The sequence below is a fragment of the Xanthomonas sp. D-99 genome (assembly GCF_017746145.1).
GTDB lineage: Bacteria > Pseudomonadota > Gammaproteobacteria > Xanthomonadales > Xanthomonadaceae > Xanthomonas > Xanthomonas cissicola.
In genome coordinates, this window is the sequence record NZ_JAGHWU010000009.1 from 98199 (window position 1) to 118955 (window position 20757).

Consider the following 20757-nt stretch of genomic DNA (forward strand, 5'->3'; position numbering starts at 1 on the left):
GCTTAGGCCGCGGCCTGCCGGAATTCAGGAGTGCGCGACAGCAACGCCAGGGAAAACACACCCCAGTCCTGCGTCTCGTTGCGGAAGGCACGGTCGATGAAATGGGCGTAGCGGCCTTGCGCCAACTCGCCGGGTTCCACCGCCTGGACCTGCTCGAAGCTGCGCTGGCCGTACAGCTCATCGATGGTCAGCGCGACGTCGCCGCCGCTCTGACGCATGATCAGCACACGCTGGCCTTCCTGCAGCACCGTGCGACGGCCCTCCAGGAACTGCTTCAGATCGATCACCGGGAACAGATTGCCGCGCAGGTTGCCCACGCCCAGCAGCCAGGGCTGTGCGCCCGGCACCGGAGTGACCGGCGGCATCGGCACGATTTCCGCAACTTCGCGGAAGTCCGAGACCAATCGCCGGGTACCGACGCGATACCCCACGCCGCGCCAGATATCGGCCGAGAACTGGCGTTCCGGCAGCGGCGTGGCGTGCGCCAGACTACGACGCTCGTAGTCTTCGAGAATGTCGAATGGAGAGCGCATCAACGCACCAATTGTCTGATGCGCGCGATCAGATCGTCTTCGCGCGGCGGCTTGACGATGTAGTCGCTGGCACCTTGTCGCAAACCCCAGGCCCTGTCGGTTTCCATGCCCTTGGTGCTGACCAGCAGCACGGGAATGTCCTTGGTTGCCTGGTCGCGTGCGAGAGCACGGGTTGCCTGGAAGCCGCTCATGCCGGGCAACACCACATCCATCAACACAAGATCGGGCGCCTGGCTGCGGACCAGCTCAAGCCCCTCTTCTGCGTTATCGGTGGCGACGACCGTATGGCCTGCTTTTTCCAGCCATTGACTGAAGACTGCCCTGTCGGTGGGCGAGTCCTCGATCAATATAATTCGAGCCATGTTGCCTTTCCCCCTGGTCAGGCGTGGACGTACGTGCGGATCGCGCTCAGTAGTTCTTCACGGGTGAACGGCTTGGTCAGATATTGCTCGGAACCGACGATGCGGCCGCGTGCCTTGTCGAACAGGCCGTCCTTGGACGACAACATGATCACCGGCGTCGATTTGAAGAGCTGGTTGCCCTTGATCAACGCGCACGTCTGGTACCCATCCAGGCGCGGCATCATGATGTCGACGAAAATGATCTGAGGTTGCTGGTCCGCAATTTTGGCCAGTGCCTCGAAACCATCCGTTGCTGTCACTACTTCACAACCTTCCCGCTTCAGCAGCGTTTCGGCGGTGCGGCGAATGGTTTCCGAATCATCAATGACCATCACCTTCAGTCCTGCGAGTTCCCCACCCGCAGCAATGTTTTCACTCATGCAAATATCCCCGGGCGCGCGACGCTTCATCCCTTCCGACGTCGCTACGAAACTGCATGTATATCCCAAGACCCGCATCGACTGTCAAGGGCGCATTGCCGGGGCCCCGCCAGGCGGACGTTCCGACCACGTCTGGGTGCGTCCCGGCCGGCAAGTCGCGCACTACGACCCGCCGGGCGCGCCATCGCCCATCGCTTGAAGTTACCATCGGCAGCCTGTTCGAAAGGTTTAGCCCCATGTCGCTCGACGTCGTTGTGGTGATGGATCCCATCGCCTCCATCAAGATCGCCAAAGACACTACGTTTGCCATGTTGCTCGAAGCACAGCGCCGTGGCCACCGTCTGCACTACGTGCGTCCCGGCGGGCTCAGCCTGCGCGAAGGGCACGCAGTGGCGCAGGTGGCGCCGCTGAGCGTGCGCGAGGACAAAATCAGCTGGTTCACGCTGGGCGAGTTCGCCGAACTGGCGTTCGGGCCCGGCCAGGTGGTGCTGATGCGCAAGGACCCGCCGGTGGATGCGGAATTCGTCTACGACACCCAGGTGCTGAGCGTGGCGCAGCGCGCCGGCGCGCAGATCGTCAACGACCCGCAGGGCCTGCGCGACTACAACGAGAAGCTGGCCGCACTGCTGTTTCCGCAATGCTGCCCGCCGACCCTGGTCAGCCGCGATGCCGCCGCGCTCAAGGCCTTCGTGCTGGACCACGGCCAGGCGGTGCTCAAGCCGCTCGACGGCATGGGCGGACGCTCGATCTTCCGTAGCGGCAGCGGCGACCCCAACCTCAACGTGATCCTGGAAACGCTGACCGACGGCAACCGCAAACTGACCCTGGCGCAGCGCTTCATCCCCGACATCACTGCCGGCGACAAGCGCATCCTGCTGGTGGACGGCGTGCCGGTGGATTACTGCCTGGCGCGGATTCCGCAGGGCGACGAATTCCGCGGCAACCTGGCCGCCGGCGGGCGCGGCGAAGGCCGGCCATTGTCCGAACGCAATCGCTGGATCGCCGCGCAGGTGGGTCCGGAAATGCGCCGTCGCGGCATGCGCTTCGTCGGCCTGGACGTGATTGGCGATTACCTGACCGAGGTCAACGTCACCAGCCCCACCTGCGTGCGCGAACTGGATGCGCAGTTCGGCCTGAACATCGCCGGGCTGCTGTTCGATGCGATCGAGGCCGGCGCCGCGCGATGAGCACGGCCGCGGCCCTGCCGGCACCGATGGACGACGGTCGCCGGCTGATGATGACGCTGGTGATCTCGCTGCTGCTGCACGGCGTGCTGATCCTGGGGGTGGGGTTTGCGGTCAGCGAGGACGCACCGTTGGTGCCGACGCTGGATGTGATCTTCAGCCAGACCAGCACGCCGCTGACGCCCAAGCAGGCCGACTTCCTGGCCCAGGCGAACCAGCAGGGCGGCGGCGATCACGACACCGCGCAACGCCCCCGGGACAGCCAGCCGGGCGTGGTGCCGCAGGACCGCACCGGGCTGGCGCCACAGGCGCAACGCGCCACCAGCGTGAACGCGCCCGAGCCCACCCAGACCCGCGTGGTGACCAGCCGTCGTGGCGAACAGGCGGTGCCGACGCCGCAGCCGAATACGCAGACCGATCCGCTCACCCCGGCCGAGGCGCAGCGCATCCAGCGCGATGCCGAAATGGCCCGGCTCGCCGCCGAAGTGCATCTGCGCTCGGAGCAATACGCCAAACGCCCGAACCGCAAATTCGTCTCCGCCAGTACCCGCGAATACGCGTACGCGAACTACCTGCGTGCCTGGGTGGACCGCGCCGAGCGCGTGGGCAATCTGAATTATCCGGACGACGCCCGCCGCCGCCGGCTGGGCGGCAAGGTGGTCATCAGCGTGGGCGTGCGCCGCGACGGCAGCGTGGAAAGCAGCCGCGTGCTGGTCTCCAGCGGGGTACCGTTGCTGGACGATGCCGCGTTGCGCGTGGTGCAACTGGCGCAGCCGTTTCCGCCACTGCCCAGGACCAAGGACGATGTGGACATCCTGCAGGTCACGCGTACCTGGCTGTTCCTGCCCGGCGGCGAGCTGCACGACGATCGCTGAGGTAGCGGGCGCGTTGCGTGCGACGCGCATCGCGCCACACCCTGGCGGCGCTGACCCGATAAACACTGGCAATGCAGCGGCAAGGCCGCTCCGCCGACGCGCACGACCCTCGCAGCGTCCGCTGCGAGAGCGAGGCAGAGACAGCACGCACAACGTCACGCGCGCGCCAGTCCGCCACCGCAATCACGCGTGATCGGGTCACCCATCAAGGGCCGCAAGCAAGACGCCGGCGCTTCACCTACAGCGTGCTGCACACGTGCCGGTCCTTTGAATCGTGGTTGCGGCCTCAGGCCACCGATGCCGCGGCGTACAGACGGTCCGCCAGCGCCACGATCTCTGCCGCGTCCTGCGCGCGCTCGCGCCACGCAGCGGGGATGCCGTCGATGCCGTAAAACGCACCCGCCAGCTGCCCGCAGATCGCCGCAGTGGTGTCGGCATCGTCGCCGAGATTGGCCGCACGCAGCACTGCGTCGGCAAACGTGTCGGTGGTGGCGAAACACCACAGGGCCGCCGACAGCGAATCGATCACATACCCCGTACCGCGGATCTGCGCTGCGGGTACCGCCGCATGGTCGCGGATCGCCAATGCGTGTACCGCAGGCGTCAGCGATGTTTCCGGCTGCGCATGCAGCACCTGATCGCGCGTGCCTCCAAGCAGCGCGGCGCACAGCTGGACCGCGAACAGCCTGCAGGCATCCAGCGCTTCGGCAGCGGCGTGCGTGGTGCGCGAACTATCGGCCGCACGATCGGCCAGTTGGTCAGGACAATGCGCGTAATACATCGCCACCGGCGCCAGCCGCATCAACGAGCCATTGCCGGCCGAGCGCGGATCGGTGCTGCCGCCGAAGGCGGGGCCGCCATCCAGATAGCGCTCCAGCGCCTGGCGCACGGTCGCGCCGATATCGAAGCAGGCACCAGTGCTGCTGAGATAACCGTGCTGGTACCAGTTGCAATAGCGGTTCATCTGATCTGCGGGATCGAACCCCTGCCGATGCAGCAGGCTATGCGCCAGGCACAAGGCCATTGAGGTGTCGTCGGTCCACTGCCCGGCGCGCAACGCGAACGGACCGCCGCCGCGCATGTCGTCGATCGGCGTGAAGCTGCCCGGCGCGCAGAATTCGAGCGTGGTGCCCAGCGCATCGCCCACCGCCAGACCGAGCAGGCAACCGCGAAACCGGGCGCGTCGGGCAGCGTCGGTCATGGCGTTGCGCCAGCCGCCTTTGCGGCGCGGGCAGCCTGTTGCTCGACCAGGGTGAGCGCGACGTTGTCACGCAGATAAGCCGGCTCCACCCGTTCCGGCGCCACGCCTTCGCCGCGCCGCAGGGCCGGCACCGCGAGCGTGAGCAGATCGGCCGCCCGCGGGAGGGCGGCTGCATCGACGCTGGTCAAGCGCGCGGCAAAGCGCTGTTGCAGCAGCGCATCGGCAGCCGCCAGGCCGGTGCCGACGCCGGCAATACCCACTGCAGCGCCCGTGTCGGGCAGCACGAGCGCGTCCGGCGCGCACACCACTTCCGGTGCCAGGTCGAGCAACGTGTCGCCATTGCGCGCAAAGACACCGGCATACACCTCGCCCATGCGTGCATCGATGCAGGCCAGCACCTGGCTCGCTTCGGCAGGCGCACGCAGGGCCAGTACCTGCAGCGTGGAAACGGCCAGCACCGGCAGATCCAGCGCCAGCGCGATCCCTTGCGCCAGGCCGATCGCCAGACGCACGCCAGTGAACGCGCCGGGGCCGCGGCCAACCGCAATCGCGTCGAGCTGGCGACGGGCGATGCCTGCATCGGCCAGCAGTTGTTCGGCCCACGGCAGCGCCAGTTCGGCGTGGCGGCGCGGCGCCAGTTCGAAGCGCTCGATCACGCGACCGTCGACATGCAAGGCGACGGAACAGGCTTCGGTGGATGTCTCGAAGGCGAGGACGTTCATGGCGGGGCCGCAATCAGGAAGAAGAAGATCGGTCGCCGCCGACCGGCAACGCGAGCGCGCCATTCTCGCCCACCGCCGGTTCAACGCCAAAAAACGCCTGCACATCGGCAATGGCATGCGTGCGCGCAAACGGCGGCAGCGACTTCATGAAGGTGCGGCCGTAGCTCTTGTTCACCAGCCGCGGGTCGCACAGCACCAGCACGCCACGGTCGGTTTCGCTGCGGATCAGCCGGCCCACGCCCTGCTTGAGCGCGATCACCGCCTGCGGCAACTGCTCATCGCGGAACGGGTTGCCGCCCTCGCGACGGATCGCATCCAGGCGCGCTTCGAACACCGGGTCGTCGGGTGCGGCGAATGGCAGCTTGTCGATCACCACCACGCTCAAGGCGTCGCCCACCACGTCCACGCCCTCGCGGAAACTGGCCGAGCCCAGCAGCACGCCATTGCCGGAATCGCGGAAGCGCTGCAGCAAGGTCGCGCGCGGCGCCTCGCCCTGCACGAACAAGGGCCATGGCGCGCCGCGTAAGGCTTCGGCCGCTTCGCGCAGCGCGCGGTGCGAGGCGAACAGCAAGAACGCACGGCCGTTGGAGGCTTCCAGCACCGGCGTCAGCGCGCCGATCAAGGCAGTGCCGAACCCGCGTGCGGCCGGATCGGGCAGGTTCGGCGGCAGGTAGCACAAGGCCTGACGCGCCCAATCGAACGGGCTGGGTTGCAGCAAGGTCACCGGATCGCTCAGGCCCAGCCGCTGCGCGATGTGGTCGAATTCGCCGCCCACCGCCAGCGTGGCCGAGGTGAATACCCAGGCGGCCTGCGACTTTTCGCGGTGGTCGCGCAGTGGGCCGGATACATCCAGGGGCGTGCGCTGACAGCGGAAGCCGCGCGGGCTGAGTTCGTACCAGAGCACATCGTTGTCGACCGTCTCTTCCGGCGGATCCTGCGCGAAATCGGCCACCGGCAGATCTTCGCCCAGCCAGCGCGACAGGCGGTTCAACGCTTCTTGCGCACGTGCCGTGCAGCCGTCGAAACCCGGTGAAGCCTCACGCAATGGCAGCAGGGACTCGCCCAACCGCGCCAGCGACGACAGCACGGCATCGAACCCCTCGCGCACCTGCGGCTTGGCCAGCGCACGCCATTGCGTGCCACGTGGCGGCAGCCCTTCCATTCCGGCGCGCAGGCTGCGCAAGGCCTCGTCCAGCGCCAGGATCGGTGCCTGCAGGCTGGCCTGCGCGCCGGCAACCAGGCGCGCTTCGACCATGCAATCGCGCGCCAGCTCCTGCCATGGCCGCATGCCGAAACTTTCGCCGAAGAAATTGGCCGCCAGTTCCGGCAACTGATGCGCCTCGTCGATGACGAAGGCCTGCGCACCGGGCAGGATTTCGCCGAAACCCTCCTGTTTGAGCGCCAGATCGGCCAGCAGCAGGTGGTGATTGACCACCACCAGATCGGCCGCCTGCGCACGCTGGCGCGCCTGCACCACGAAGCATTCGCTGTAGAACGGGCAGTCGGTGCCCAGGCAGTTGTCGACGGTGGAGGTCACCATCGGCAGCAGCGGCGAGTCGTCCGGCAAGGCTTCCAGCTCGGCCATGTCGCCGAACTGGGTGCGCCCGCTCCAGGCCACGATGCGCTGGAACTGCGAGACCTGTTCGGGCGTGGCAAAGCGCGGTTCGCCACGTGCCTGCTGGGTGCGGTACTTGCACAGGTAGTTGGCGCGGCCCTTCAACAACGCACTGCGCAGCCCCACGCCCAGCGCGGCGCGCACACGCGGCAGATCGCGATGGAACAGCTGATCCTGCAGCGCGCGCGTGCCGGTGGAGACGATGGTCTTGAGCCCGGACAGCAACGCCGGCACCAGATAGGCGTAGGTCTTGCCGGTGCCGGTGCCGGCCTCTGCCAGTAATACATCGCGCTGCTCGAACGCCTCGGCAATCGCCCCGGTCAGGCGCAACTGCGCAGCACGCGGCGCGAACGCGTCGAGCTGGCGCGCAAGCGCCCCGCCCTCGCTGAGCGCTTCGATGCTGGCAGTGGCAAGTTGGGACATGGGACCGAACGAAAAACGGACAGGAAGCACGACAGCCTAGCGCGTGCGCGGTGACGCTGCCCGGGTTGCGCTTGATGGATTGCGCACATCCCGCTGCTGCGCCAGCAACCGTCAGGTGCTCCGGCTGTGCTTGCTGAAACCGCACCGGGCAGCCAGGAGCCCCCTCCTCACCTTGGCCTCGAAGTGCTGCAGGCATTCCAAGCACACGAAGGACACGGCCATCCCAGGCATCCACCGCGCCCACCTTGCGGTGTCCGCAGTCGCTACGATCGCCGGCCTTAGTACCGCTTCACGCCTGGCACGGTGCAACCGGCAATCTGCGCCTTGGCAGAGGCGGCGTTTTCCTTTTCGCCACGCGCCAGACGCGACTGCTCGATGGTCGCCCAATGCCGACGGCACAACGGCCCGGTCTTGGACCCCAGGTCGATCGCCTGCTTGGCGAAGCGTTCGGCCGCCGGCCAGTCGGCCTGCAGCACGGACACTTCCGCGCGTTCCTGCAGGATCGCCGGGTCGCCCGACACCAGGCCCAGCGCCTGATCCAGTGCCGCAGCGGCGCCGGCCAGATCGCCGGCCTGGCGTTTGCTCTTGGCGGTCTCGCGCAAATCATCCACCTGCGGGTCGCGCAGCGGCTGCACCGACAGTTCGGTGTCGTCCGCGCCGGCTTCGCGTTCGATCAGCAACAGCCGCTGGGTCGGGGTGGTCGGGTCCACCGGGGTCGGCGGCGGCGCGGGTGGTGCGCTGACGCAGGCGGTGAGTGCGGCCAGGACGCCGATCGGGGCGAGCAAACGGTGCATTCGGTTCATGGGGTCGTTCCAATCAACGCGTGGGTGGGGCCGCGGCAGGTGCAGCGGCAGGGTCTTCGGGCTTCTTTTCCAGACCGAAGAAGCGGCGCCAGCCACCGCCGCTGGATTGTTCGGCAGGTGCGGCCGCTTCGCCGGGCGCGCCCTCGATCGACGGCGCGTTGCCCGCGCACGGTGCGTAGGCCGGCGTGAAGCCGACCACGAACGGGAACTGGCGCGCGCCCGGGCACCCCGGGTCGGTCACGCCGGTGCCGCTGGCGTCCACCCACTGCCAATCCAGGCCTTTGCCGCTGACCTTCAATGGCGCACTCGGCAAGCGGGCGAAGATGCTCGACCACACCCGCATCGCGCCGGTGGCGCCATACAGGCCGGTTTCGGCGTTCTGGTCGTTGCCCATCCAGATCACCGCCAGATGGTCGCCGGTGTAGCCGGCATACCAGCTGTCGCGACCGTCGTTGGAGGTACCGGTCTTGCCGGCCGGCGACAGGCGCCCCAGGCCATCGCCCAGCAGCTGTCGCGCGGTGCCGTTGCTGACTACCTGCTGCAGACCGATGCTGATGAGGTTGGCGGCCACCGAATCGCCCTCCTGCGCCGGTGCCGGGGTCTTGTCGTAACGCTTGAGCAGCTTGCCCTGCGGATCGAGCACGCCGCGCACCGCATGCAGCGGCTGGATCTCGCCGCCGGCCGCCAGGAACTGGTAGAGCTGCGCCATGCCGTACGGGCTCTGGTCGGTCGCGCCCAGGATCAGCGACGGATTCGAGTCGGCCTTGATGCCGGCAAGCACCTGGATCAACTGGGCGATACGATCGGCGCCGACCTGCATGCCCACCCGCACCGTGGCCTGGTTGTAGGAATGCGCCAGCGCATCCACCAGCCGCACCGTGCCATGGCTGCGGCTGTCCGAATTGCCCGGCGACCAGGTCTTGCCGCGGCTGAGCTGCACCGTGACCGGCGAATCGTCGACCCAGCTGGACAGTGCCCAGCGGTCCGGCGAAGCCAGCGCCAGCATGTAGACGAAGGGCTTGAGCAGCGAGCCCACCGGACGCTGCGCCTCCACCGCACGATTGAAGCCCGGCTTGGCCACATCGCGGCTGCCGACCACCGCCAACACATCGCCGTTATGCACGTCGGTGAGCACCAACCCCGCCTGCAGCGGCGGTCGCTTCTTGTTGTCCAGCCGCTTGATGGTGCCGGTCACTGCGCCCTCGGCATACGCCTGCGCCGACGGCGACATGCCGGTAAGCACGCTCATGCCGGCGCCCTGCAGCACGCCTTCCGGATAGTCGTGCGCCAGCTGGCGCCGCACCAGGTCCACATACGCCGGGAAACGGTTGGCAGCGACCAGGCCAGGCTCGGTCGGCACGCCCAATGGCGCAGCCAGCGCGCGCTTGTATTCGGCGTCGTTGATCAGATTGTTTTCGTGCAGCTTGCCGAGCACGAAATTGCGCCGGTCCAGCGCGCGTTCCGGGTTGCGCCGCGGGTCGTAGTACGACGGTCCCTTGACCAGCCCGATCAACAATGCGATCTGCTCGGTGGTCATCGAATTGAGTTCGCGACCGAACCACAGTTCCGCGCCCGACGACACACCGTGGATCGCCTGCCCACCGCGCTGGCCCAGATAGACCTGGTTGAGATAGGCCTCCAGGATGGTGCGCTTGTCGTAACGCGCCTCCATGATCACCGCGTACAGAATCTCGTTGAACTTGCGCGTGAGCGTCTGTTCCTTGCCGATGCCGAGCAGGCCGCTACGGGCCAACTGCTGGGTCAGGGTGCTGGCGCCCTGGCGGACATGGCCGCCGGAACGCGCCATGATCCAGGCCGCGCGCACCATGCCGCTCAGGTCGATGCCGTGATGGCTGTTGAAGTCGCGGTCTTCCACCGCCTGCAGGCCGGTGACCAGCAGCTCGGGCACTTCCTCCATGCGCACCAGGCGGCGCTCTTCCTGCTTCTGACCGTACAGGGTGGCAATGCGCGCCGGGTCCAGGCGTGCGTTTTTGAGCGCTTTGCGGTCGCCGGCGTCGCGCAGGCTGGCCACGCGCCCACCGGCCAGGCTGACGTCGATACGGCGCGCCGGCACGCGTCCATCCACATCGATGTAGCCGCGGCTGGCGATGGTGAAGCGGCTGCCGTCCTGCTGGTAGGTGCCGGCCAGCGTCGCCTGACCGTCGTCGCGGTACGACGCCGCGTCCAGCTCGGTCTTCAGGGTGGCCGCATCCAGTGCGTTGCCCGGTACCAGCACTAAGGGCCGGCCGTACACGCGGGTGGGGATCTGCCAACGCAGTTCGCCAAAGCGCTGGGTGACCTGCTTGTTCAGATACACCGTATAGGGAATCAGGAAACCGAGCGCCAGTGCGAACGCGGCAAATCCCCAGACGATGAGTCTGCGTTGCCAGCGGGAGCCTTGCGCGTTGGTGTCGTCCTCGAAATCGTCGGGAGCGTCGTTGTCGTGGCGTCGGGGCACAGGAATGCGAGAATGTAGAGTCAGGCGAGTCTAGCGCAGCGCTGTCATGGCTGTGACCTGCCGGGCCCGTCGGCCGTTAAGAGCGGCTAACAAAACGACCGATGCCGCTTCGCTAGGCGCGACGTGTTCTCGGCAGCAGCAGGCATGGGTCGCACACTGCGCTGGCAGATGCAACGATTGCCTCGACCCGCGCTCTGCTCGCCACGTTTCACTGCCACACCACGCTGGAGTTCCAACGCAATGTCGATGTCTTTGGCCGATGCGCGCTATCTGTTCAATCGCGTCCTCGGTCTGATCCACCGCAGCGTGGCCAGCATGCGCACGCGCGGCTGGCGCGCCACCTGGCAACGCATTCGCGTGCACACGCAGGCGCCTCCGGTCGTCCTGGGCACGCCGCTGTGGCTGCCGCAGGCCGCCCCGTTCGCGGCGTTCGCGCTGCCGCACAGCCCTACCCCGCGGGTGACGGTGGTGATTCCGGTCTACAACCACATTGCGCACACCTTGGCCTGCCTGCGCGCGCTGGCGGCGCATCCGCCGCTGCTGAGTGTGGAAATCATCGTCGTGGACGACGGCAGCAGCGACGCCACCGCTGAACAGTTGCCGCAGATCGCCGGTCTGCAGTATCACCCGCGTGCGAGCAACGGCGGGTTCATCGCGGCCTGCAACGACGGTATCGCACTGGCCGGCGGCGATTTCGTGGTGCTGCTCAACAACGACACCATTCCGCAGCCCGGCTGGCTGGACCGGTTGATCGACACCTTCGCCCGGTATCCGGCCGCCGGCCTGGTCGGCGCGCAACTGGTGTATCCGGACGGGCGCCTGCAGCAATCCGGCGGCGTGGTCTTCGGCGATGGCAGCGCCTGGAGCTACGGCCGCTTTGGATCGTCCGAAGACCCACGCTATGCATATGTACGCGCGATGGACTACTGCTCGGGCGCGGCAATCGCGCTACCGCGCACGCTGTTGCACACGCTGGGCGGGCTGGACCGGCGCTACATGCCGGCGTATTACGAAGACACCGATCTGGCGTTTGCAGTCCGCGCGGCCGGATATCAGGTGCTGGTGCAGCCGGCCAGCGTGGTGGTGCATGACCGAACCAATGAGACGAAAACGGGATCAGTGGTTGCGGAGCATCAAAGGCAATTCGCCAAAAAATGGGCACTGCAACTCGGCAAACAAGTCCAGCAACCAGTGCTGCCCGGGCCGGCACTGCTGCACCGCCACCAGCGACAGGTCTTGATCCTGGACGAATGCGTGCCGCAGCCGGACCGCGACTCAGGCTCGCTGCGGCAGTTCAACCTGATCCGACTGCTGCGCGAAGAAGGCGCGCATGTCGTCTTCGTGCCGACACGCCGCGAACACGCCGGGCGCCACACCCAGGCATTGCAGCAGCTCGGTGTCGAAGTCTGGTACGCGCCGTTTCTCGAAGGCATCGGCAGCTGGCTGCGCAGCCATGGTGCGCGATTTGCGGTGGTGCTGCTGGTGCGCCACCACGTGGCGCATGCCTGCCTGCCGTTGCTCAGGCAATATGCGCGCCAGGCGCGCACCTTGTTCGATACCGTCGACCTGCATTACCTGCGCGAACGACGCGGTGCCGAGCTGGCCGGCGATGCCAATCTGCTGCGTAGCGCAGAACGCACCCGCGTGCGCGAGCTCGAGATCATGGCGGCCACCGATGTCACCTTGTTGGTGTCTGCCGCAGAACAGGCGCAGTTGCGCGCGGACGCGCCACACATCCGCACTGCCCTGCTGTCCAACCTGCATGAGGTCGCCGGTAGCGGCCACAGCTTCGCGCAGCGCCGCGGCCTGGTCTTCGTCGGCGGCTTTCGTCATCCGCCGAATGTGGATGCGGTACAGTGGTTCATCAGTGAGATCTTTCCGCAGGTCCGTGCGCAGCTGCCCGAGGTGGTCTTCCACTGCATCGGTGCCGACCTGCCCGACGCCCTGAAATTGTTGGCCGACGAATGCCCCGGCGTGCGGCTGCATGGTCACGTTCCGGATCTGGTTCCGTTCATGGACAGCGCACGTATCGCGGTGGCGCCTCTGCGTTTTGGCGCGGGCGTGAAAGGCAAGATCAATCTGAGCATGGCGCACGGCCAGCCGGTGGTCGGCACCACCTGCGCGGTGGAAGGCATGCACCTGCGCGATGGCGAGGATGTGTGCGTCGCCGACGATGCCGAAGCGTTCGCCGCTGCAATCGTGCGGCTGTATCAAGATGCGACGTTGTGGCAGCGCTTGGCCGACAACGGCTTGCGCAACGTGGCCGAGCATTTTTCGCTGGACGCAGCACGGGCGACGGTACGCGAGTTCTTTATTACAGGGTGAGCAGGTGGCTGGGGATTGGCGCCTGGATCGTTTGCATCACGAAACGCCGCAGTACACGCAGTGATTGGCGCTTGATCCGCCTGCGCCGCATCGCGAGGCTGCGCACCTACCCTCATCCGCCCTTTCGGAGGACCTTCTCCGGTGCGAGAAGGCAGTGTGCATCGCAGCGTGTATCGCGTGCTGGTTGAAAGGCTGCACAGCTTGGTTCACCTGCGTCTGCAGCACGCATTGCATCTGATGCAAATATGGGGCTTGGAGCGTGGGGCTGTGCCTGTACCTGATGCAACAAGGGCCTTAGACCGTGGGACTGCACACGCTCTGCGGCCTTCCAAGTTGCCCACATCACCAGCAACCGCTCACCGCTGTTCGGCCACCGCCTTGACCCGACGCGTGAATTCGGCCAGTTCCGGCAAACCCGGATCCAGCTGATGCGCCTCGTCCTGCGCACGGCGGGCGAAGGCTGCGTCCTCCTGGCCCAGCCGTTCGCTCCCGACCGCCACCCAGCGCTGTGCAAGGCGGCGTCGCGCACCGGCCAATGCATCGGCATTGGGTGTCAGCGCCTGCCAGGCATCCAGGCACCCACGCGCGGCACGCAGGCGGTTGTTGCGCAGTTCGTCCTCGAAACAACGTTGGCTGGCCGGTACCACGCGCGCAGCTGCCCGTAGCACACGCGGATCGCGCGGCGCCAGCGCCTGCGCGGCACGCACGGCATCGTAGGCGCTGGCGCCGGGCGGTGTCATCCAGCGTTGCTGCGCTTGGGCATCGGCAACGCGCTGCAGCAATTCCCGCAGACGGCGCTCGCGCGTGCCCCGCGACAGGCTCGCGTCCGGGCCGCGCTGGGCCTCGCGCGCGCGCGCAATCGCTTGCTCGGCCTGCACGATCGACGCGGCGCCCGGCACCAATTGCTGCGCCTGACGCAAGGATTGCAACGCGTCGTCGAAGTGGAAATCCGCCGCCTGCCGGCTGGCCTGTGCGGCGTACTCGTCCGCCACCTGGTCGCGGCCCCGCTGGGCGATCCCATCGTCCGGTTCGGCAGCCAGCACCGCGTTGAAATCGCGCGCAGCCGGGGCCAGGCGACCACGTCGCAGCAAGGCCTGCGCACGTTGACGCCGCTGTTCCAGCACGCGGTGGTACTGGCCTTCGGTGAGCGGCATGTCGACATGCCCGGCGTCGTAACGCTTGGCCGCGACCAGCAATGCCGACGCCTCGCCGAGCTCATCGCGCGCCAGTGCTTGGCGTGCCTGCGCCAACAGATCGGTCAAGGCGTCTTCGCGGCCTTCCAGTGCGTCGGTGCGGTCAGGCGCCAGGGTCAGGATGCGTTGGTACAGCGGCAACGCACTATCCGGCGTGCCGTCCAGGCGGCCTTGCTGCTGGGCAACCGCCGCCTGCGCCAACAAGGCATCCAGCCCGACCCGACGCGCCTGCAGCGCGCGCAGCCGCGCCGCAACCGGGGCGATCTGCGCCTGCGGCGCCTCCAGGGCGGTGGCCAGCGCCAGCGCGCGCTGCGCTGCTGCGGCATCGCCTGCTGCAACCGCTGCACGTGCCTGCACTACCGCAGCAGCGCCGGTCCGCGCCAGCCCGGTCCGGGCTTCCCCACGGTCGCTGTCCAGTGCAAGTGCGGCGGCGAACAGTTCCCGCGCACCGTTGCCGTTGGCGGCGCTGAGCTGGCCGCGCGCCAAGGCCGCATCGCCCCGCTGCAACAATTGCTGGATGCGCGTGTCCGGCCACAGCCAATCGGCCAGCGGCCTGCGCAGCACGACCACGGTGAGCAGCAGACAGACGCACAGCGCCAATACCACGCGCCAGAGCGCACGGCTGCGCAGTGGCGCCCAGAGGCGGGGCGATCTGGCCCAGCGCGGGAGCGGAGACATACGGTGGCGTCCATCCTTGGCGCGACCTGACGGGGACGCGTTCACTGCTTTATGGTAGCCGTGGAGGTTGCGAAGGCGGCGTGGGCTCTTCGGGAATCGGGAATCGGGAATCGGGATTCGGGAATCGGGATTCGGGATTCGGGATTCGTCAGGCAAGCACAGCGCACAACTGCGTGCGCTGCCTGTTCCCAGACACGGAGCCGCTGAAATGTCCGGCTGGCTTAGCCCAGCCGCCGCACCTCGCTCACCCCGGGCAGCGCATCCAGCTTGCCAAGCAGGCCGGACAGCTGGCCGTAATCGCTGACCTTCAAGCGCAGCCGCAGTTGTGCCCTGCCGGTATCGCGCACGTTGTCGCTGTTGATTTCCAGCACGTGCGCGTCTTCCTGGGCGATCAGGTTGGTGATGTCCTTGAGCAACCAGCGGCGGTCCACCGCGCGCACCTGCACATCCACCTCATAGCCGCTGCCGGCCTTGCCCCACTCCACCGGCAACACGCGCTGCGGGTGGGCGGCCGCCAGGCGCGCCAGTGCCGCGCAGTCGGTGCGGTGCACGGTGATGCCACGGCCGCGGGTGAGGTAGCCGGCAATCGGCTCGCCGGCCACCGGCTGGCAGCAACGCGCCAACTGCACCAGCAAATTGCCCACTCCCTCGACGGTGAATTTGGATTTCCCCAATCCATCGCGCCGCGCGGTCGGCCGCGGGGGCGCCGGTACTGCCGGCTGGGACGCAGCGCGCTCGGCCTCCAGCAACGCACGGCTGACCTGGTTCGGGCCGGTATCGCCCAGGGCGACCTGGATATACAGCTCGTCGATGTTTTCGGCGTGGAATTTGCGCGCGGCCACGCTCAGATCCGCATGCTGCAGGCCCAGGCGCTTGAGCTCGCGATCGAGCAAGTCCTTGCCCGCCTGCACGTTGCGCGCGCGGTCCAGCTTATGGAACCAGGCGCGCACCTTGTCGCGCGAGCGCCCGCTGGCCAGGAAGCCGTTTGAGGCCAGCAGCCAATCGCGGCGCGGGTCCGCTTCCTTGGCGGTCATGATCTCCACGCGGTCGCCGCTGCGCAGCCGGTAGGTCAGCGGCACGATGCGGTCGTTGACGCGCGCGCCACGGCAGCGATGCCCGACCATGGTGTGCACGTGATACGCAAAATCCAGCGGCGTAGCACCTTGTGGCAGATCGATCACCTCGCCCTTGGGGGTCAGCGCATACACGCGGTCTTCGATCAGCTCGGCATCCAGCGCGCCGGCCAGCTCGCCATGCTCGCCCTCCTGCACCTGCTCCAGCAGCTGGCGCATCCACAGAATCTTGCGATCGAAGGCCTTTTCGCCGCCCTTGCCGCCTTCCTTGTATTTCCAGTGCGCGGCCACCCCGAGTTCGGCCTGAGCGTGCATTTCGAAGGTACGGATCTGGATTTCGATCGTGCGCCCTTCCGGGCCGACCACCGCGGTATGCAACGAACGGTAGTCGTTGGCCTTGGGCCGGGCGATGTAATCGTCGAACTCGCTCGGCACCGGCGCCCACAGCGAATGCACCGCACCCAACGCGGCGTAGCAGGCGGCCACGTCATCGACCATGACCCGCACCGCACGGATGTCGTACAGCTGATCGAACGACAGACGCTTTTTCTGCATCTTCCGCCAGATGCTGTAGATGTGCTTCGGCCGCCCGCTCACCTCTGCGCGCAGGCCCTGCTGGGCAAGCGCTGCCGACAAGGTGCGCTTGACCGCTTCCAGGTAGCGCTCGCGCGCCACGCGGGTTTCGTCCACTTCACGGGCGATGCGACGATAGGTTTCCGGCTCCAGATGCCGGAATGCCAGGTCCTCCAGCTCCCACTTCACCTGCCAGATGCCCAGCCGGTTGGCCAGCGGCGCGTGGATGTCGCGCGTGAGCTGGGCCAGCGCGCGGCGCTCATCCTCGCTCAGGCGATCGGCCACGCGCATGCGCGCCAGCTGCCGTGCCAGCAGGATCGGCACCACGCGCAGGTCGTGGATGATGGAAAGCAGCAGACGCCGCAACCCTTCGCTGTTGCGCCCGGCCTCGCGTCCGGCATGCAGCGCCCAGACCTGATCGGCTGCGTCCAGGCCGTCCAGCAGACCTTCCACCGCCACCCGCCGCTCCGCCGGTTGCCACGGCAGGCCCGCGATCACGCCACGCAAGGCAGGCAAATCGAACAGCAACGCCGCAATCAGGGTGGCTTCGTCGGCAGCCAGCAGTGCCAATGCATCCAGGGTGTCGCCAAGCAACGCCCACGGCACGTCACCGGTCTGCGCGGGCGGCAGCTCCTGCCAGGCCTGCGCCAGCGCATCGCGCACTGCGGGCGCGATCGAGGCCACGGCGGGACGCTGCAGCAACGCCTGCAGACGATCAAATGAGGAACTGGTCACAGCGGTGGACACGGCGGTGGGCAACAGCAGGGGGCTGACGACTACGGTAACGTGCGCGTCACCTTCTCCACAACGCGTTTTGCCGAGGCGCTCGCCACGCGAGACGACGCGCGTGCTTATGCCGGGTTCACCCGGCAACGTCTTGATTCGTAACCGCCCGGCGCGAAAAGCGACACGGCGCGGCAAAGGGTAGTTGGGACCGACGCACCTTTTTACGTGCCCTTTACAACTGCGCCAGACCGCCTGCCTATGCTCGGAGGACGTCGTGCGTTGCATCCAGCAGCCAGAGACGTTTTTCCCAACTGCGAGGTAGCCGTATGAAGACCTAGAAGAAGCCTGTCGTTCGTGAAGTCAATTGTGGCGCCGAAATCAACTGCTACGTGTCCGGCGAGTTTTGATCCTGCACGTTTCACGCTTAACTTGCCGCCCTTCCTTTTGATGCATGACCGGCAATTGCCGGCAGATTAGGTCCCGTTCTCCATGCGCATCATTGTTTTGGGATCGGCGGCCGGCGGTGGGCACCCGCAGTGGAATTGCCATACCCCCGCAAGCCTGCGGGCATGGCAGCAGACAGACGGTGCCCAGCGTCGTACCCAGGCCAGTGTCGCGGTCAGCGCCGACGGCGAGCGCTGGGTGCTGATCAACGCCTCTCCCGATTTCCGCCAACAAATTCTTGCAACGCCGGCGTTGTGGCCGCAGCAAGGGCTGCGGCATTCGCCGGTTGAGGCGGTGCTGCTGACCAGCGGCGAGATCGACCACATCGCCGGGCTGCTCTCGATGCGCGAAAGCCAGCGGTTTTCGTTGCATGCCAGCCGCCGCGTGCTGGATTTGCTCGCGCAGAATCCGATTTTCGACGCCGTCAATCCGCACTACGTAAGCCGACAACCGTTCGCGCTGGACACACCGTTGGCGCTGTGCGGATTAGCGCTCACGCCGTTTTCGGTGCCCGGCAAGGTGCCCTTGTTCATGGAATCGCGCAGCGGCGGCGACCTGGCTGGGTCCGATGAAGAAACCCTCGGACTCACCATCGACGATGGCCGCCACCGCATGCATTACATTCCCGGCTGCGCTGCGATGACCGACGCCTTGCGTGCGCGCCTGCAGGGGGCCGAACTGGTGTTCTTCGACGGCACGTTGTGGCGCGATGACGAGATGGTGCAGCTGGGCATCAGCCAGAAGACCGGCCAACGCATGGGCCATATGAGCATCGATGGCCCCGACGGCACCATCGCCGCATTCGCACCGTTGAACGTGGCGCGCAAGATCTTCATCCATCTCAACACCACCAATCCCGTGCTCAACACCTTCTCGCCCGAGTTCGCCAGCGCGCGCGCCAGCGGTTGGGAGGTTGCGCATGACGGCCTGGAGATCGCCCTGTGACCGCCCTGCTCAGCCCCGACCAACTGGAAGCGGACCTGCGTGCCATCGGCGCGCGCCTGTATCACGACCAGCATCCGTTCCATGCGCTGCTGCACCATGGCAAGCTCGACCGAGGCCAGGTGCAGGCCTGGGCGTTGAATCGCTTCGAGTACCAGCGCTGCATTCCACTGAAGGACGCGGCGATCCTGGCGCGTATGGAAGATCCGGCGCTGCGGCGGATGTGGCGGATGTGGCGGCAACGCATCCTCGACCACGACGGCAATAGCGCCAGCGATGGCGGCATCGCGCGCTGGCTACACCTCACCGACGCGCTCGGCCTGGACCGCACGCTGGTGGAGTCCGGGCGTGCGCTGCTGCCGGGAACGCGCTTTGCGGTACAGGCGTACCTGCACTTCGTGCGCGAAAAAAGCCTGCTCGAAGCGATCGCCTCGTCGCTGACCGAATTGTTCGCGCCCAACATCATCGGCCAGCGCGTGGCCGGCATGCTCAAGCATTACGACTTCGTCTCTTCCGAAGCGCTGGCCTATTTCGAACATCGCCTGACCGAGGCGCCACGCGATTCGGATTTCGCGCTGGATTACGTCAAGCAGCATGCCGATACGGTCGAAAAACAGGCGCTGGTCAAGGCCGCGTTGCATTTCAAGTGCTCGGTGCTATGGGCGCAGCTGGATGCACTGCATGTGGCCTACGTATCGCCAGGCATCGTCTGGCCGGATGCCTTCGTGCCGGACCGCGACGCCAGCCAGGTCGCAGCATGAGCGGCATTACCCGCCATAGCCAGCCGGCGCTGCGGGCGGGCGTGCGCCTGCAACAAGACCGCGCACGCGATCAGTGGGTGCTGCTCGCGCCCGAGCGCGTGGTCGAGCTGGACGACATCGCCTTGGTGGTCGCGCAGCGCTACGACGGCACGCGCTCGCTGGCGCAGATCGCGCAAGAGCTGGCTGCAGAATTCGATGCGGACGCAGCGCAAATCGAAGCGGACGTGATCGAACTCACCGATACGCTGCATCAGAAGCGTTTGCTGCGGCTATGAGCATCGCGCCGCCACCGCTGTCGGTGTTGCTGGAGCTGACCCACCGCTGCCCGTTGGCGTGCCCGTATTGCTCCAACCCGATCGCGCTGGCCGCGCTGCGCGAGGAAATGGACACCGCTGGCTGGCGCTCGCTGTTGCAGCAGGCCGCCGACATGGGCGTGCTGCAGGCGCATTTTTCCGGCGGCGAACCGATGCTGCGTAAAGACCTGCCCGAACTGGTCGCACATGCGCGCGCGCTCGGGCTGTACAGCAACCTGATCACCTCCGGCGTCGCTGGCGGCGAGCCGATGCTGGACCAACTGCAGGCGGCCGGGCTGGAACATGTGCAGTTGAGCGTGCAGGACGTCGACCCGGCCGGCGCCGACCGTATCGCCGGCTACCGCAATAGCTTGTCCAAGAAGCGCGAATTCGCCGCTGCGGTCCGCGCACGCGGCCTGCCGCTGACGATCAACGCGGTACTGCACCGCCATAACGCCGAGCGCGTGCCCGGCATGATCGCGCTGGCGCTGGAATGGCAGGCCGAGCGCATCGAAGTAGCGCACACCCAATACTACGGCTGGGGTCTGCGCAACCGCGCTGCGCTGATGCCCAGCCGCGAGCAACTGCTGGCCACCATCGACGCGGTGGAAACCGCACGTCGCCAGCTCGGCGACCGGCTGGCGATCGATTTCGTCACGCCCGATTACTACGCGCGCCAGCCCAAACCCTGCATGGGTGGCTGGGGCCAGCGTTTCGTCAATATTTCCCCGCGCGGCGATGTGCTGCCCTGCCATGCCGCCGAAACCATCGAAGGCATGCACTTTGACAATCTGCGCGAGCGCTCGCTGGCCGACATCTGGAACAACGGCGAGGCGTTCGTGCGCTTTCGCGGCACCGCATGGATGCCGGAGGTGTGCCAGGGCTGCCCCAAGCGCGAGATCGATTGGGGCGGCTGCCGCTGTCAGGCACTGGCGCTCAGCGGCGATGCCGCCACGCTGGACCCGGTCTGCGAGCGTTCGCCCATCCATGCGCAGGTGCGCGCAGCCGCCGAGCAGGAGTCGGCATCGCCGGCACCGGCCTTCATCTACCGCCGCCCCGAACGCCCAGCACCAGCCGCTGCAGACATGCTGGAATAGGCGGCGCCGGCATGCGCCAACAGCGTCTACACTAGCCCCCCTCTTCTTCCTCGGATG

General features: G+C 67.1%; 17 protein-coding genes and 1 pseudogene. 8 read left to right on the forward strand and 10 right to left on the reverse strand.

The features are described 5' to 3' along the window. Positions 1-2: 2 nt before the first annotated feature. The 3 genes from J7360_RS04725 to pilG are packed head-to-tail and all read right to left on the reverse strand — an operon-like array spanning position 3 to position 1314. Positions 3-533 (reverse strand): chemotaxis protein CheW, encoded by a 531-nt coding sequence (locus J7360_RS04725; RefSeq protein ID WP_003482487.1) that lies wholly within the window; start codon positions 531-533, stop codon positions 3-5. Next, positions 533-895: a response regulator gene (locus tag J7360_RS04730; RefSeq protein ID WP_005913708.1), complete on the reverse strand. Its 363-nt coding sequence runs from the start codon at positions 893-895 to the stop codon at positions 533-535. Before J7360_RS04730 ends, J7360_RS04725 begins: the two co-directional genes overlap by 1 nt. Before the next feature lie 17 nt (positions 896-912). Beyond that, positions 913-1314: a twitching motility response regulator PilG gene (gene pilG / locus J7360_RS04735; protein WP_057660123.1), complete on the reverse strand. Its 402-nt coding sequence runs from the start codon at positions 1312-1314 to the stop codon at positions 913-915. 236 nt (positions 1315-1550) lie between these two features. On the opposite strand from pilG, the gene gshB reads away from it, so the two are divergent. Both gshB and J7360_RS04745 read left to right on the forward strand, forming a co-directional pair. Next, positions 1551-2501, forward strand: a complete 951-nt coding sequence (gshB, locus tag J7360_RS04740) for a glutathione synthase (protein ID WP_057660119.1) — start codon at positions 1551-1553, stop codon at positions 2499-2501. Continuing rightward, a complete protein-coding gene (locus tag J7360_RS04745; protein ID WP_209033365.1) occupies positions 2498-3373 on the forward strand; it encodes an energy transducer TonB in 876 nt (291 codons plus the stop codon). The genes gshB and J7360_RS04745 overlap by 4 nt, the downstream gene beginning before the upstream one ends. A 286-nt stretch (positions 3374-3659) precedes the next feature. Here the strand turns inward: J7360_RS04745 and J7360_RS04750 are convergent, their stop codons facing one another. The 5 genes from J7360_RS04750 to mrcB all read right to left on the reverse strand — a co-directional run bounded on the left by J7360_RS04750 (position 3660) and on the right by mrcB (position 10595). After that, positions 3660-4574 (reverse strand): ADP-ribosylglycohydrolase family protein, encoded by a 915-nt coding sequence (locus tag J7360_RS04750; protein ID WP_007973966.1) that lies wholly within the window; start codon positions 4572-4574, stop codon positions 3660-3662. Then, positions 4571-5296, reverse strand: a complete 726-nt coding sequence (gene tsaB, locus J7360_RS04755) for a tRNA (adenosine(37)-N6)-threonylcarbamoyltransferase complex dimerization subunit type 1 TsaB (protein WP_057660115.1) — start codon at positions 5294-5296, stop codon at positions 4571-4573. Before tsaB ends, J7360_RS04750 begins: the two co-directional genes overlap by 4 nt. Before the next feature lie 13 nt (positions 5297-5309). Next, positions 5310-7334: an ATP-dependent DNA helicase gene (locus J7360_RS04760; protein ID WP_057660113.1), complete on the reverse strand. Its 2025-nt coding sequence runs from the start codon at positions 7332-7334 to the stop codon at positions 5310-5312. A gap of 278 nt (positions 7335-7612) precedes the next feature. Further along, the gene (locus tag J7360_RS04765) at positions 7613-8137 is read right to left on the reverse strand and encodes a hypothetical protein (protein ID WP_007973971.1); all 525 of its coding nucleotides are present in this window, start codon (positions 8135-8137) and stop codon (positions 7613-7615) included. A 13-nt stretch (positions 8138-8150) separates the two neighbouring features. After that, a complete protein-coding gene (gene mrcB, locus J7360_RS04770; RefSeq protein ID WP_057660111.1) occupies positions 8151-10595 on the reverse strand; it encodes a penicillin-binding protein 1B in 2445 nt (814 codons plus the stop codon). 240 nt (positions 10596-10835) lie between these two features. Between mrcB and J7360_RS04775 the strand changes: the two genes are divergently transcribed. After that, complete coding sequence (locus J7360_RS04775) at positions 10836-12920, forward strand: glycosyltransferase (protein ID WP_057660109.1); 2085 nt, start codon at positions 10836-10838, stop codon at positions 12918-12920. A 356-nt stretch (positions 12921-13276) separates the two neighbouring features. On the opposite strand, the gene J7360_RS04780 is transcribed toward J7360_RS04775, so the two are convergent. Both J7360_RS04780 and J7360_RS04785 read right to left on the reverse strand, forming a co-directional pair. Further along, a complete protein-coding gene (locus J7360_RS04780; RefSeq protein WP_057664371.1) occupies positions 13277-14719 on the reverse strand; it encodes a hypothetical protein in 1443 nt (480 codons plus the stop codon). Between the two features lie 293 nt (positions 14720-15012). After that, positions 15013-17199 carry a bifunctional (p)ppGpp synthetase/guanosine-3',5'-bis(diphosphate) 3'-pyrophosphohydrolase gene (locus tag J7360_RS04785; RefSeq protein ID WP_042676038.1) on the reverse strand — a complete coding sequence of 729 codons (2187 nt, stop codon included), beginning with the start codon at positions 17197-17199 and terminating at the stop codon, positions 15013-15015. Positions 17200-17501: 302 nt separating this feature from the next. Here J7360_RS04785 and pqqA point away from each other — a divergent pair. The 5 genes and pseudogenes from pqqA to pqqE form a co-directional block, all read left to right on the forward strand. Further along, a pseudogene (gene pqqA / locus J7360_RS21305) lies at positions 17502-17570 on the forward strand (pyrroloquinoline quinone precursor peptide PqqA); the annotation flags it as partial. 82 nt (positions 17571-17652) lie between these two features. Continuing rightward, positions 17653-18552, forward strand: a complete 900-nt coding sequence (pqqB, locus tag J7360_RS04795; RefSeq protein WP_057659563.1) for a pyrroloquinoline quinone biosynthesis protein PqqB — start codon at positions 17653-17655, stop codon at positions 18550-18552. Beyond that, positions 18549-19310, forward strand: coding sequence for a pyrroloquinoline-quinone synthase PqqC (gene pqqC / locus J7360_RS04800; protein WP_209033367.1), 762 nt, complete (start codon positions 18549-18551; stop codon positions 19308-19310). The genes pqqB and pqqC overlap by 4 nt, the downstream gene beginning before the upstream one ends. After that, complete coding sequence (gene pqqD, locus J7360_RS04805) at positions 19307-19585, forward strand: pyrroloquinoline quinone biosynthesis peptide chaperone PqqD (protein ID WP_057659567.1); 279 nt, start codon at positions 19307-19309, stop codon at positions 19583-19585. The genes pqqC and pqqD overlap by 4 nt, the downstream gene beginning before the upstream one ends. Continuing rightward, positions 19582-20700, forward strand: a complete 1119-nt coding sequence (gene pqqE, locus J7360_RS04810) for a pyrroloquinoline quinone biosynthesis protein PqqE (RefSeq protein ID WP_057659570.1) — start codon at positions 19582-19584, stop codon at positions 20698-20700. Before pqqD ends, pqqE begins: the two co-directional genes overlap by 4 nt. Positions 20701-20757: the final 57 nt, after the last annotated feature.

Bases quoted from the DNA above. Each gene is read 5' to 3' on its own strand.
- J7360_RS04725 (WP_003482487.1), bottom strand. From the start codon at position 533: ATGCGCTCTCCATTCGACATTCTCGAAGACTACGAGCGTCGTAGTCTG.
- J7360_RS04730 (WP_005913708.1), bottom strand. From the start codon at position 895: ATGGCTCGAATTATATTGATCGAGGACTCGCCCACCGACAGGGCAGTC.
- pilG (WP_057660123.1), bottom strand. From the start codon at position 1,314: ATGAGTGAAAACATTGCTGCGGGTGGGGAACTCGCAGGACTGAAGGTG.
- gshB (WP_057660119.1), top strand. From the start codon at position 1,551: ATGTCGCTCGACGTCGTTGTGGTGATGGATCCCATCGCCTCCATCAAG.
- J7360_RS04745 (WP_209033365.1), top strand. From the start codon at position 2,498: ATGAGCACGGCCGCGGCCCTGCCGGCACCGATGGACGACGGTCGCCGG.
- J7360_RS04750 (WP_007973966.1), bottom strand. From the start codon at position 4,574: ATGACCGACGCTGCCCGACGCGCCCGGTTTCGCGGTTGCCTGCTCGGT.
- tsaB (WP_057660115.1), bottom strand. From the start codon at position 5,296: ATGAACGTCCTCGCCTTCGAGACATCCACCGAAGCCTGTTCCGTCGCC.
- J7360_RS04760 (WP_057660113.1), bottom strand. From the start codon at position 7,334: ATGTCCCAACTTGCCACTGCCAGCATCGAAGCGCTCAGCGAGGGCGGG.
- J7360_RS04765 (WP_007973971.1), bottom strand. From the start codon at position 8,137: ATGAACCGAATGCACCGTTTGCTCGCCCCGATCGGCGTCCTGGCCGCA.
- J7360_RS04775 (WP_057660109.1), top strand. From the start codon at position 10,836: ATGTCGATGTCTTTGGCCGATGCGCGCTATCTGTTCAATCGCGTCCTC.
- pqqB (WP_057659563.1), top strand. From the start codon at position 17,653: ATGCGCATCATTGTTTTGGGATCGGCGGCCGGCGGTGGGCACCCGCAG.
- pqqD (WP_057659567.1), top strand. From the start codon at position 19,307: ATGAGCGGCATTACCCGCCATAGCCAGCCGGCGCTGCGGGCGGGCGTG.
- pqqE (WP_057659570.1), top strand. From the start codon at position 19,582: ATGAGCATCGCGCCGCCACCGCTGTCGGTGTTGCTGGAGCTGACCCAC.